The sequence below is a fragment of the Chamaesiphon minutus PCC 6605 genome, assembly GCF_000317145.1.
GTDB classification, from domain to species: Bacteria; Cyanobacteriota; Cyanobacteriia; order Cyanobacteriales; family Chamaesiphonaceae; genus Chamaesiphon; species Chamaesiphon minutus.
Genome location: NC_020053.1, coordinates 410890 through 423064 on the forward strand (window position 1 = coordinate 410890; position 12175 = coordinate 423064).

Sequence of the window (12175 nt, forward strand, 5' to 3'; positions counted from 1 at the left end):
ATCGCGATCGAGTAATGTGTTTTTATAGAGGAGTAAATAATGAGCGAACAAGATATCCTAGAGCAACTTGAAGTTTGTTGCCCGGTGTGTGGCAGTAACAGTTTTAGTCATGACGAAACCAATGGCATCAGTTGCGATGAGTGTGATTATATGGAAGCAGAAAATGACAATATTTAAACCTGAAATCAGATTGTAGTGACGAGTTGAGTGTGAGTTAAGATGCCGAAAAAAGTCGGTCATAACTGTTTTCAATGCTCGAAATTGAGTACCGCCGAGGCTGGGGCTAAACCTTGCTGGGATGCAGTCCGCTGTCCGAATCGACGGCATTATCAACGCAATAAGGCGCGGATTAGCCAGCAGCGCAAGCAAAGTCGTCCGGTAGAGTCGGCTGGTGATGTACTTCGGACGATTGCGATCGAGCCACCAATCGGTACGGCTGTTAGCATTATCTTCTATCGAGAACGGCAGGATGCGCCAGTCCACGCGATCGCGGCTGAGGTTTGGCAGGGAACCCAGAAGGTTTTGAAGGTGGAGCCGATGCACTGCATGGGTTTGACTCCAGTTCAGGTAGTAGGGGTGATGACTGAGATTTTGAAGGCTTGTTCGAGTGAGTTGGGGGTGGAGTTGACTAAATTTACGTCGAAGGTGGAGTTACATCCCAGCCAGTGTCCTATTAGTTCTTGTCCGCAATGGCACCACAACAATTAGAGTTAGATTTGTGGCAAATCCTGGCTGTCGCTCAAGCAGAACCAGCGACGGTCGGTTTTATCGAACTGTGCGGTCATTTGGATGGGTTGAATTTGGTTGATGGGGGGCGGGCGGTTGGGGAAATTGCGGAGATTTATCGAGTTCGAGCGGAGACAATTTTAACTGAGATTGCAGCGGCTTATTTACCAGTTAAAGAGCCAGTTCTACCAGATGAACTCTGGGCGCATCTGTATCGGCAAACTTTCATTTTGCGGGACGAGCATCTGTATCTGGAAGTGGAACACGACTATCCGCAGGAGCGACAGTCGGTGATTAAGTTGGGGGTGGAGGCGGATGAGGTGGCGACTGAGGCAATGATGCGGGCGGCGGTGATGGGAAATGCTCATCAAGAGGAGATCGAGCTGTGGGCGAGTCGGATTCGGGAGGTGATGGGAGAATGTGGTTCGATGTTGTTGGTGGAGTTGCAGCAGCAGTCGGGATTGAGTTTGGTGGATGTCTGGTTGGGGTTATTATTGGGTAATACTGGTTGTGTAGTTAGTCGTCAATTGAATGCGCTCGTAGAATTTAGTGTTGATTTCTACGAGCGAGCAGGAATTTGGATTGTCGAATTGGGAAGTAATGTCATAACGGATGATTACACAACTTCGGGCATTAACTGCCCGAAGTTGAATGTAGACTCCTGACTTACTAAACTCAGTCGTGGGCGATCGGGCAACGTTCTCTTTAGGGAATCGCGGCTTGCTCGAAATGATTCTATGCCACCATTGTGACTACCAGAGACATCTAAGGCGGTAGATTCGATCGGTTATGATGTCTTCAAAAATTGTTGAATTTGAGCTAATTTATCTTTGAGGGATTTTTGGATCGTTCTGATTTCATTTTCTGCGAGTCCATCGAGATCGAGGGAGGAAATCGATTTCATAATTTTATTTATGCGAGTACTACTAGCATCCGAACCAGTAAGACGTTGAGCGCACTCGGATCGAACTAGAGGTAGAGATAGTTTCTGGGCGATCGTTTTTTCAATTAATTCGGTGCGAACGGAAACCGCATTATCTTCGGTAGTCGCTAGCCGTTCGGCAGTAAGTTTGGCAATCGCTGCTGCTTTGCTACTATCTAGATCGTGAGTGCGAATTGCATCTTTTACTTCCAGTGGGAAGGATAGCAGGGGCAATACATGATTGGAAACTGTTTTTGGATTCAGTTGCAACTCTAAGAGCATTTGCAGCAAAGCAGCTTCGTATTGATGCTCGATCGCACCTGATTCTGCTATCCATCTTTGGATTTCAGGTCTAGATCGACAGACCAGCTCTGAAAGCTGACTTAAAGCTTGATGTTTTTTAATTCGTGCCAATACGGTGTTGAGGATTCTGGGTAAGTCTGTTTCAGTGTCCAGTTGGGATAAAATCGGGTCGCCTGCGGCTAGTTTGACAATTGCTTCAGCCAGATCGAGGTCGTGTAAGTGTTGGGATTGGATGCCAGTAATGACTTGACCTCTGAAGGTATCAATCGCGATCGCCACCCGATCGGCGGGCAAAATTACCGCATCGATATGCGTCCAATTGATATAAGTTGCTCCTAAAACTCTGAGTTCGCCGTCGAAGAGCTTATATCTGCCATTAGGTTGAGGGATGAGGACGATCGGCGTTTTCTGCCCGTGGAGTTCGAGACTGCGCCCCCTTTGCTCGATCGACTTAGGAGAAAAAACTTTACGCGGTTGATTTTCATCTCGATCGATAAGGGAGATATCGATTCGCATCAACCCACTCTGGTGTTTGAGTTGTTGGGTGAGGGTTTCGATCTGTGTTTCCAGATTTTGAACTTTAACATTGTCACCTGCAACTGCAAATTTTGCGGCGAGTCCAGTAGATTTTGACATGGTTAAAATAGGGAAAAGTCAGTGGGTATTTACGAGTGGAGGATAGATCCAATCGGTCGGCGATTTGTAATGAGAACTCTTGGCGAACGGAGGATAGGGAAGTGGATAGTTATTATTTACGAGTTGAGAATAGATTCAATTAGGTCGGCGATCGGACGATAATCTTGGTTCTTAGCCGTTCGAGCGTTTAACGTGGGTAAGGGTTGCTTGAGGCGACAGGCAGAGAGATAGTAAGCAGATTGTTTGACTGGAGGCAATAATGTCAAATCGATTGCCTCGAAGATTTTAGGTAAGCAATCTTCAGGCGGGTGTTCTAGAGCTTGTCCTTTTTCATCTACGCCGAGGATATCACGATGAACCGATTGGGAGTAATCTACTCTAGTCGGCACGAAGCCAAGAATTTGTGGCGGTTGTTTGAGTCTAAATTCTCGATTTTTCTCGGTCGTCCAGGTGATTAGTTGGGCGACCATCTCTGCATCTTTAATTTCTGGTTTGATCGGACAGAGGATATGGGTGGCGGCTAGGTAGCCAGGAATGCCCATCGGCTCTAAAGTGGCGGGAGTATCAAAGATAATTACATCGACATCAAGCGGATGATCTTCGAGAGCATCTACGAGGAAATAAAAGCCTCTTCCTCTGGTTGAAATTTCCCGACTGATTCTCTCGATCCAGCGACCGCCGCGCAGAACGAATAGATTGGGTGCGTACTCCGACCAAAAAGGTTCGAGCGGGTAGTTGCCATCAAAATTATCCCAAAGTTTGTGCAGAGTTTGGTCGGGTTTTAGATCGTCTGTCAATCCAGTAAAAGCAGAAATCGAGCCGTTGTGGTCGAGTTCGACGACCGTAACTTTTTTACCCGCTCGTGCCAGTTCGTAGGCAACGTGGAGGGCAGTGGTTGTTTTGCCAGACCCACCAGCATTGCTGGCAATTAAGAGTCTTACCTGTTTCATATTTTTTAGCGATCGGGGGATACCCCAACGTTGGGGCATGTCGAATTTATCTTACCCGATCGTGGCTACCCCAATGTTGGGGTAAAGTACATTTTTCACCAGAGGTGGATTTACCGCTTTGAGTGCGATCTTTACTGGTTGCCAGTTTCATGCTGGCAATGCCAACTACATAATTATCTCACGCAGCAGTTCGAGATTTTCCAATTCGTCAATTGTTCACAGGTTCAGATCGAAGTTTTAAAGGCTAGGAGATCCAAACAACTTCCATCTACTCTCACAGTTGCTTGGGCGGTGGAATCTGTTGCTGCCCTGGGTGGTTATCTTGAACATCGCCGCAATACTCCGATTGATATCCCAGTTTTCTAACGTAGTTGGCTCAAGTTACACGATCTGTGCCAAGGCTGGCAGCTTGCGAGAGGCACTTAACGTGAAAAGTCAGCGGTTGCTCAGACTAGAGTTGAATCTTCTCTACACTTGCTTTTATGTAAAGGTGTGACGTTTGTAACACGTCGTAAATAAGACTTAATGCTTAGAAACTTAAATACATTCAATATGCTCAAACTCTTTACGGGTACGTAGAAAAGCTTCTAATTACAGATTATTTTCTAAAATGAATTACGAATAAATACTTATTTTTTTAAAAATATGGTATATCTTATACATGCACCACGTAAGTTCCAACAAGTGGCAATATTTTTCACCATGAATATTGAAATCATAAAGGGTGTTTGTTTATACAATTTAGGAAAAAGTTACTACGTTCGCAAACCTCAAGCTTTAGCTTCTGTGGGTCTATGCGAGCTAAGTTACACGACGATCCTCAATCAACAAAAAGCTAGTAAATGGCTGCAAAACAAGGGATTTTCTAGCACGCAGCCAAAAGAAATACCAAGTTTGGGCAACTGCCACTTTTGCGAAATGTTTAGTTTGGAATCGTGGATCTCTCTGCTAGAATATCTTTCCACCTTCCGTCAAAACTCGAAAGCGATCGAAACGCTCAATACATTGGCTCGATCTTTACTGCCACAAGTACTAACTCTAAACCAATCAAACGATCCTCTGTAAACCAGTTCGCCAAGTTTAGCAAAGGTAATCGATTATTTTTTTGCCTATCGATCGGCGAAAGTCGATCGGTAAAGCGCAATTAAGCTTATTATCTTAGTAATATGTCAACACATATTAAATTTATGGCACCAAAAAACCTGCTGTCGCACTAGTGCAAAAGCAGGTCAATGGTTCGGAGCACCGAATTTTGGGGTTGCTAGTTAAGCGTTTTGGCTACTAATAACCTTCTTCACTCTATCAAAACTAAAAAACAACGGAAAAAATACTTGGAGTTCGCGCCGGACATCAAGTGTTGTTATTATAACCTATACAGTGGGCATAATGACAACCCCCAACCAGAGTTTAGTTTTGATAGAGGAAGGAGAATAGTAGCCAGAACGATCGATTAGTGACTCCAGCGCGAGGAGTCAAAATGAAGAAATATATTGCCAATCTGGTCAACCGCTCCAAATTTAATGCCTATCGAGGTTTAGGTAACACCTGCCCAATCTGCGCTAGCTCTTCAGGAAAGTGCAAATGGCAACCATACGAGCTTTCCGCCAAAAACGGTAAAATTACCCCCACCATCAAAACCCTGTGCATGACTGGGGCGGGTGGATATGGCAACCCTGACTATCATTATTTCAACGACACCCGCGATGGACAATGGGGCGTATATATCCCCCTCGTCGATTGGAATGAGCATCGCAGCGAAGATCGTCAAGCGACCCCAGCAGAAAGAGCAGAGTGGGTCAAAACTCAACGGCTCAAGCAACAAGCATTACTCGAAGCCGAAAATCAGCGGCGGGCGGAATCATTACCCACAGATGAGCGAGACATTGCGGCGCGGGCGATTCTGGCACAACTTTCTTTAAACGAGATCGATCGAAAGGACTTAATTAGACGCGGCTTCACAGCCCAGCAAATTAGAGAAATCGGCTTCAAAAGCGTTGAGAAATTCCAAAGACTCAAAGAAGCCGTCAATCCTCGCTTTCCTGGTGTCAACATTCAGGGCAACAGGTTAAATAATGGCTACATTGGTGGGATTCTGATTCCCATCTACACCATCACAGGTGAAATCGTCGCCTTCCAAATTCGGAATCGCGAACAGTCTAAATCTCGGTATCGCTGGCTATCGAGTACCTGGGAAAAAAGCCGAGAAAATGGCCCTGTACCCAACCTCCCCAATGGTGAGATTCCCCTCACCTTCTCCTACCCTCAACTGCTAGGAGTTATCCCAGTAATTAGATCGATCGGTTTAGCAGAAGGAACCGGAGCTAAACCCAACCTAGCTGCGATCGAAATGGGGCAACAGGTTATCGGTGCGGCGGGAGGACAATTCTTATCTGCTCCAGAACAGTTAAAAGATGCTCTCTTAAGGTGGAGAGCTTCAGTTATCGATCTCTACCTTGATGGTGAGGATATTTACAAACCTCAAGTCATCCGCCGTTGGCTAAATCTCTACCATCAATTGCTGGAATGGGGCTACAAACCTCGCTTAATGTGGTCGGGACAGGATATCGATGAGTTGGAGGATTTAAGCCTCACCCGTAAAATTGACTTAGACGAACTCGAACAATTGTCTGGTGGTAAGTTACCGCCACCACCCCCACCGATTGTTCCCCTAGCACGGAAACTATATCAAAAGTCCAAACACTTCAGCAATAATCAAACCCAGTGTAATCGCTTCCTTCAGTGGGAGATACCTAATACAGGGCTAGAAAACACTCTCGTTGGCATCAAATCTGCACTAGGCACGGGTAAAACCGAAGTTCTCAAAGCTTTGGGTGCTTGGGCGAGAGAACGCGGCTTAGAATTGATTTTCATTGGGTATCGGAATAATCTGCTCAGACAGACATGCGATCGCATTCCCGACCTCTATCACGTTGGCGATGAGGATAAAGTCTTTTTAGACTCCGACTATCACAAAGCCATCTGTCACCATTCAGCCGGACTGATCGATCCCGCTCAGATGGAGAACAAGATCGTCATTCTGGATGAATGCGTCTCTGACTTGAGCGATATGCTCACGAGCAAATTGACAGCCGGACGACGCAAAGATGGTACCGATTCGCGCCAGGTGAGATTGGCGCATATCGAGGAGCTGATTAAACACAGTCATGGTGTCGTCGCTCTAGATGCTTATTTAAGTGATACCGAGCTGGATTTCTTGCGGAAGTTACGACAATTCGATTTCGTCCACAAGCTGGAGAATACCTACCGCAACCAGATGAACGTGCGGATGGTCAACCAAAAATCCACCCTCACCCGCGCCATTCTCGACGACGCTCTAGCTGGAGCGAATCTGTTAATTACCGCGACTACTCAAAAGCATTGCGAAAATCTAGAAAAATCCCTGATCCGCATCGGCATTCCCAATACTAACATCTGTCGAATCGATGGTACGACCGATCGAGATGATACCGTCGGGCTATTCTTTCGCAATCCTAAAGCTTATTTAGAGGAACATCGTCCCCAAATCGTGATTCTCTCACCTACGGCTGAGAGTGGCATCAGTATCGATTTAGCTGGCTATTTTAGGACTCACTACCATTTCCACTTAGGTAATCTAGGAATTCTATCTGGCTTACAATTCCTGGGCAGATATCGGGACTTTAGTGCGCCCCGCGTTATTTACTGTGAAAGGCAAGGGCGCATCGGAGACGGTAACTCTAGCTCCTACGCTAAGTGGGTAAAAGATGAATTCGATCGCCAGGTGCATGAGGACATGGATCTAGTCTTTATGCTGCTGGATAAAGGGGCGGCAGATGAAGCGATGAAGATCCTCACTAACTATGCCCAGAAGGAAGATCTCTGGCTCAAACTGGCTCACCAATACAAAGCTAATCTCAACGAGGAGATGAAGCACCTGCGCGAGCTGTTCGTCGAGGCAATGGTGGCAGATGGTTATACGGTATCGATCGATCCTGAAGATGTCGATGGTTGCGATGATACCGACGATTTGATGGGTAGAGTTGAAGTCGAACGGCGGGTAGTGCAGTCGCGGCGGATTTATGATGCGCCGGATATTACCAGGCTTGAATATGAGGCAATTAGAAACAATCCCAGCGCGAATGAATTAGACAGAGTTTTAGCGAGTAAATACTATCTGACTCAACAGCAGTTACCAGGAATTATGGAGACTGAGAGTTATTGCGCGGAACTGATCCAGATGTTGAAATACAATCATCCGGCATTAGTCAAGCAGCTCGAAACTTATCATTACCTACTCCATCCCGAACGCGCCGAACTAAACCATTTAGCGGCTTGGCTACCTGTAGCTGAAACTGGCTCTGTCTGGCTCCCAGATCAGCTCAGTCGCTCCTCTTTGGCATTGGTGAAGGTCGGACGGGAATTAGGGCTTGCAGGACTAATTGAGACGATTTTTAGCGGGCAACAGATTGGATCGATTATCGAGCGAGTTATTAGCTCTAAACGCTATCAGTCATCCCTAAAAGTCAATATCAATCCAGAGAAACCTCCCGAATCGATTAAATTATTTCGGCGCATTCTCAAGATATTTGGATTTAAATTGGTCAAACTAGGAGATGACCAGTTCAAATTAGATGCGGTGGCAGATTCGATCTTGGCTTTTAAAGGTGCGCCTAAGTATGAGCTTTTGACTCCTGAGCTGAGTCAAAAAGTGCTTCAACTTGCTGGTAAGCAGCTCCACAAGAACGATATCGAGGTGGAAACGCTCGGTATGGAGATGGAAGCATTGGGAATGCACGACGGGCGGGGCAGGATGCGTCTGGTTGCGGGGAGTGCCCGTTATTTAGGTTTGTCGGTTGTCACGCATCGTCACCGTACTCTAGATCCTCAAGGTAAGAAGGTAGTAACTAGGACATACAGTTTTGGGGCGACTGAAGATCCGATCTCTGGAGGAATTAAAAATAGTCAGATTTATCCTGGTACTCAACCCGTCCATGTGAAACACATTTATGAATGTATTACAAAACGACTGGAGCAGTTAGCGATCGATAGACAGGGGCGAGTACAGGACTGGCAAAACTTACAAACCTTCATCCCAGAGGAGTTATCTTCAGCGATCCACATTGATGATTTTGCCAGTATTGAAATAATTAACTTGCCAGAAGGTCGATCGGGATCGGCTGAATTTAGCTTAGAAAATCTCCGATCTGTAGCACAAACGCTCTTGCACATCGGTCAGATGGAGATGCCGGAGTTAGAAAGTTGTTTGAATGAGTATTTAGCGGTGACTAATCCTGAAGTTGCTCTAATTGCGATGAGTATGGTTGAGAGTAAGTATCCACAGGTATTCGATCGATTAAACCGATCGAGGTAAATTTTTTCCAACTAGCACCAAAAAACCCGCCGAATGTCGATGGGTGTCTTTATTGCGGTCAAAAATCGATCTAATATGGAATTGTGTTGGGTTGCGGATGTAAGCATGGCGGAAAAATTAAAAGTAATCAAAGTTGAAACCACGCTCCGGTTTGAGGGATTGCCCTCAGCTAGAGAAATCCCGAACAAAAAGGTTAAAGTGCAGTTACCTCAAGCAGGTGGCACGATTTTCACTGTGATTATGAGTACGAGAAGCTGGCGCAGAGCTAAAGCTAGCGCGGCAGAATTTGTAAACTGGTCTGGAATCATCACGTCTGAAGATCTCAGCAAAAATGAGCATGGTTGGAGACTCTCAGAAGCGGGTGTCAAGATTCTGGAGACGGAAGTTAAACAGTCAAAGGAAGAGATCGAGCCAGTTGAGTTACCAAATCCGAATGCGCTCGAACCAAAAGTATTAAAAGTCGATACCAAGATTAGATTTGCGGGACTGCCTAAAGCCAAACCAATGCCGGATAAAAAAGTTAAGGTTCAATTAACCCGCGAAGAAGATGGGATAGTCTTCTCAGCTTTTCTGAATGCGAAAACTTGGCGTAAAGCTGAAGCTGATGCCAAAGAATTTAAACACTGGGTAGGTGTAATCTCTGGGAGATTTGGGACAAATGAGCAAGAAGCGGAATTGATGGAGGCAGGTGTCAAGATTTATGAAATGGAATCCTTACCACCGAAGAAAGAAGAAGAGGAATTAGTAATCAAGAGCTAGGAATCTACTTGGCTAAAAAATTAGCTACTAGGATCGTCGTCGTTATTTTCTATATATTAGACCTGTCCGGAAATTTTTAAGCGTTGCCCAGAGTAGGTTTGCGCTCAATGTCGATCTATAAATTTCAATCTATAGTTAAGGGCTTTAAGCCAACAAAATTAATTCTTATCGATTTACTAAGAAAAATATGAATCTTCTAAATCAATGTTAAGAGCTTTAATAGCTTACGGCGATTAAGTCACGCGATCGGCAGTTAATTTTCTACATTCGATCGAGAATCGATCGACAACATACAGATAAGTATCATCTTCAAACTAACACTTGTACTAAAACATTTTAAAGCTTGGTAGTTTTAAAAATTACTTAATCGTTAGCGAACTTTTCTATTGTCTTCAGTATTTGAGAGCTAACAGTGTATAGTAAATCACCAGCAAATATCTATACTCTGATATAATAAAAGAGTAGCAACTAAGTTAGTTACTACCCAAATCTAAAATATTTCATTGACTATTGTAGATGAAGCTGCGAGCAAATCATACCCCTGGGTGTAGCGGTACCCTCTGCCAGCGCACCAAGAAAAAGAAATTGAAAAATGGCAAGATTCAAGAATATCCAATAGTTATAGGAGAGCGCGATCGAAATAATATTCTTCATTGGTTTTGGCATCTAAGTTTCAAGCTCAAACAAACAGATGGTAGTTTTAAATCTTCTACCGTTTCCGTTAGAGCGGAACAAGTAAAAGCGATTCAAAATTTTATTACAAATAATATTCAGCTAGAGGCAATCTTGAACTATTTACAAAGTTCCAAGTAATTACTTGGAACTAACTAGATTTTAACGATCGCCTATATATCCTCTGCTTAAGTTAAAAGTCAGCTTTATGATATCCATAGTTTTTCAGCATCAATTCCATAAGATCCAAGAATATTATTTTAGTTCCAAGTAATTACTTGGAACTAAAGAAGATCGATAAATAATTACGCTAAATGACGTAATTATTTTTTTCATTGTGTCTGTCAGATTGAATATTTTTCATGATCCTTGGGACAAATTTCAAGCAGCTTCTTAAATCTTCAATTTCTTAGAGCGGCTTTTCCGTGACTTTAGCTCGCTTGCAGCCCTGCACATCGTAGGGATACTTACTTCCAGCCCAGTTTTTTCTTCTAAAATCTCACAGTATCGCGCCAGAGTTTCGTTTGGCTGTTCCTGAAACATTTTTCGCAGCAGTACTGTATGAGATTTTAAGATGCTCTTACTTGACTGCCTTGACTCTGTTCCATTCGTCAAGCCTTCCCGCTCCCTCGTGACATACTTTTGCACGATATTCTTAGACACCCCAATTCTTTTAGCCACAGAGCGAATCGTGCTTCCAGGCTCGTTATAGGCACTAACAATTTTTGATATTAAGTCTGGAGAAAAAGATCGCATATTCTTGTCCCTCATTAATTGAAAATTTAAGTTGTGTAACGCGCTCGTCAACAATTGACTTCACTATTTTTTAAATGTAAAGTACGAACTATTAAATCATTAATGTCCATCGACTACTACCTACGTTAAATATTTAGTGATTGGATGTCAACTCAAGCTCGATCTGACATGAGTTCGAGAGAGGAATTAGCGATCGGATATTTTATGAATTTCAGCTATTTGATTGTTTGAATCGGTATTTACCTAAATCGTTCGAGTCACAGTTTATATTCTTAAAATCGAAGTGTGTCATTATGAGCTACATCAATTCACTCAACAAATCTCGGAAAAAGATTTCCTGGAAACAAATTCGCTATGTCTTAATTTCATTTTTCACTTCGATCGCTTGGGGATGGAATTTAGCCCCTAAAGCTGATGCCGCACCAATTTACGATGCTTTTGTAACCTATTCGACTACTAAAATCACAACGATCATGGCTGGATTCCCAGTCGCAGGGCCGCTGTTTACACTTCTGTTTACTGCCATTGCGAACCTGATTCCTTGGGCTGTACTGATGATGGTCGGCGGTATTGTCATCTGGCAAGCTTATTTGGGCTATCAGGAATACGATCGAGAAAACTTTTCGGGGATAGTTAAGCCTTTATTAAATATTATCGTCCTCATAATTCTTGTCATCGCGACAGACAGAATTGTCACCTTTATGTTCACTGGTGCTTAATTCAATCGACTATCTAATAGCTGTAACGGTGTTGACCTAATGATATGGAAAGAAAAACGCGAATCGAGGTAAATAGAGCCTTAAGACGCAGAGCGAAGATGATGGGCATTCCTCGCGATGTGGCGATCGTTTTGGCTTTAATCGTGGTTTTCTGTCTATTTTTAGGATACTTAAAGATTCCTGGCAATATCGTTATAGCTATTTTTGTAACTTTATTTTTCACGGCCTTACTTTCCTTAAAAGACGGAATGGCAGACGTATTAGCTAGAAATAGAGATCCGAAAAATTATACCAGAGGGTGTTTGGACTATCGATCGCCGTTTCCAGATTCGACCCCTCAATTCATAACCCGTCGCATTAAAAAAGACTAGCTGGTACAGTG

Annotated in this window: 12 protein-coding genes and 1 pseudogene; 10 read left to right on the forward strand and 3 right to left on the reverse strand. The window is 44.0% G+C overall.

Going from position 1 to position 12175, the window contains the following annotated elements; all coding sequences use genetic code 11:
- Positions 1 to 39: 39 nt before the first annotated feature.
- Genes CHA6605_RS35320 through CHA6605_RS30805 form a run of 3 tightly spaced genes read left to right on the forward strand, consistent with a single transcriptional unit; the run spans position 40 to position 1391 of the window.
- Positions 40 to 177, forward strand: coding sequence for a hypothetical protein (locus tag CHA6605_RS35320; protein ID WP_198288609.1), 138 nt, complete (start codon positions 40 to 42; stop codon positions 175 to 177).
- Between the two features lie 42 nt (positions 178 to 219).
- On the forward strand, positions 220 to 708 hold the full coding sequence (locus tag CHA6605_RS30800) for a hypothetical protein (RefSeq protein ID WP_015329086.1): 489 nt from the start codon (positions 220 to 222) through the stop codon (positions 706 to 708).
- Positions 690 to 1391, forward strand: coding sequence for a hypothetical protein (locus CHA6605_RS30805; RefSeq protein WP_015329087.1), 702 nt, complete (start codon positions 690 to 692; stop codon positions 1389 to 1391). Before CHA6605_RS30800 ends, CHA6605_RS30805 begins: the two co-directional genes overlap by 19 nt.
- A 122-nt stretch (positions 1392 to 1513) precedes the next feature.
- On the opposite strand, the gene CHA6605_RS30810 is transcribed toward CHA6605_RS30805, so the two are convergent.
- Positions 1514 to 2587, reverse strand: a complete 1074-nt coding sequence (locus CHA6605_RS30810; RefSeq protein WP_015329088.1) for a ParB/RepB/Spo0J family partition protein — start codon at positions 2585 to 2587, stop codon at positions 1514 to 1516.
- 116 nt (positions 2588 to 2703) lie between these two features.
- Positions 2704 to 3537: a ParA family protein gene (locus CHA6605_RS30815; protein ID WP_015329089.1), complete on the reverse strand. Its 834-nt coding sequence runs from the start codon at positions 3535 to 3537 to the stop codon at positions 2704 to 2706.
- Positions 3538 to 3759: 222 nt separating this feature from the next.
- Here CHA6605_RS30815 and CHA6605_RS37455 point away from each other — a divergent pair.
- From CHA6605_RS37455 to CHA6605_RS30840, 5 genes and pseudogenes are all read left to right on the forward strand, one after another.
- Positions 3760 to 3900: pseudogene (locus tag CHA6605_RS37455) on the forward strand (IS4 family transposase); the annotation flags it as partial.
- Between the two features lie 282 nt (positions 3901 to 4182).
- Positions 4183 to 4602 (forward strand): hypothetical protein, encoded by a 420-nt coding sequence (locus CHA6605_RS30825; protein ID WP_015329090.1) that lies wholly within the window; start codon positions 4183 to 4185, stop codon positions 4600 to 4602.
- 412 nt (positions 4603 to 5014) lie between these two features.
- Positions 5015 to 8887, forward strand: coding sequence for a plasmid replication protein, CyRepA1 family (locus CHA6605_RS30830; protein WP_015329091.1), 3873 nt, complete (start codon positions 5015 to 5017; stop codon positions 8885 to 8887).
- A 75-nt stretch (positions 8888 to 8962) separates the two neighbouring features.
- Positions 8963 to 9646 carry a hypothetical protein gene (locus tag CHA6605_RS32305; protein ID WP_198288611.1) on the forward strand — a complete coding sequence of 228 codons (684 nt, stop codon included), beginning with the start codon at positions 8963 to 8965 and terminating at the stop codon, positions 9644 to 9646.
- A gap of 516 nt (positions 9647 to 10162) precedes the next feature.
- Positions 10163 to 10459 (forward strand): hypothetical protein, encoded by a 297-nt coding sequence (locus CHA6605_RS30840; protein ID WP_015329093.1) that lies wholly within the window; start codon positions 10163 to 10165, stop codon positions 10457 to 10459.
- 252 nt (positions 10460 to 10711) lie between these two features.
- Here the strand turns inward: CHA6605_RS30840 and CHA6605_RS37460 are convergent, their stop codons facing one another.
- Positions 10712 to 11089, reverse strand: coding sequence for a transposase (locus CHA6605_RS37460; RefSeq protein WP_041550378.1), 378 nt, complete (start codon positions 11087 to 11089; stop codon positions 10712 to 10714).
- Between the two features lie 278 nt (positions 11090 to 11367).
- Between CHA6605_RS37460 and CHA6605_RS30850 the strand changes: the two genes are divergently transcribed.
- Positions 11368 to 11793, forward strand: a complete 426-nt coding sequence (locus tag CHA6605_RS30850) for a hypothetical protein (protein WP_015329095.1) — start codon at positions 11368 to 11370, stop codon at positions 11791 to 11793.
- A gap of 44 nt (positions 11794 to 11837) precedes the next feature.
- On the forward strand, positions 11838 to 12164 hold the full coding sequence (locus CHA6605_RS30855) for a VirB3 family type IV secretion system protein (protein ID WP_015329096.1): 327 nt from the start codon (positions 11838 to 11840) through the stop codon (positions 12162 to 12164).
- Positions 12165 to 12175: the final 11 nt, after the last annotated feature.

What these genes read in the sequence shown, in the direction of transcription:
- CHA6605_RS30840 (WP_015329093.1), top strand. Translation starts at nt 10,163, where the DNA reads ATGAAGCTGCGAGCAAATCATACCCCTGGGTGTAGCGGTACCCTCTGC.
- CHA6605_RS30850 (WP_015329095.1), top strand. Translation starts at nt 11,368, where the DNA reads ATGAGCTACATCAATTCACTCAACAAATCTCGGAAAAAGATTTCCTGG.
- CHA6605_RS35320 (WP_198288609.1), top strand. Translation starts at nt 40, where the DNA reads ATGAGCGAACAAGATATCCTAGAGCAACTTGAAGTTTGTTGCCCGGTG.
- CHA6605_RS37460 (WP_041550378.1), bottom strand. Translation starts at nt 11,089, where the DNA reads ATGAGGGACAAGAATATGCGATCTTTTTCTCCAGACTTAATATCAAAA.
- CHA6605_RS32305 (WP_198288611.1), top strand. Translation starts at nt 8,963, where the DNA reads ATGGAATTGTGTTGGGTTGCGGATGTAAGCATGGCGGAAAAATTAAAA.
- CHA6605_RS30810 (WP_015329088.1), bottom strand. Translation starts at nt 2,587, where the DNA reads ATGTCAAAATCTACTGGACTCGCCGCAAAATTTGCAGTTGCAGGTGAC.
- CHA6605_RS30800 (WP_015329086.1), top strand. Translation starts at nt 220, where the DNA reads ATGCCGAAAAAAGTCGGTCATAACTGTTTTCAATGCTCGAAATTGAGT.
- CHA6605_RS30815 (WP_015329089.1), bottom strand. Translation starts at nt 3,537, where the DNA reads ATGAAACAGGTAAGACTCTTAATTGCCAGCAATGCTGGTGGGTCTGGC.
- CHA6605_RS30825 (WP_015329090.1), top strand. Translation starts at nt 4,183, where the DNA reads ATGGTATATCTTATACATGCACCACGTAAGTTCCAACAAGTGGCAATA.
- CHA6605_RS30830 (WP_015329091.1), top strand. Translation starts at nt 5,015, where the DNA reads ATGAAGAAATATATTGCCAATCTGGTCAACCGCTCCAAATTTAATGCC.
- CHA6605_RS30805 (WP_015329087.1), top strand. Translation starts at nt 690, where the DNA reads ATGGCACCACAACAATTAGAGTTAGATTTGTGGCAAATCCTGGCTGTC.
- CHA6605_RS30855 (WP_015329096.1), top strand. Translation starts at nt 11,838, where the DNA reads ATGGAAAGAAAAACGCGAATCGAGGTAAATAGAGCCTTAAGACGCAGA.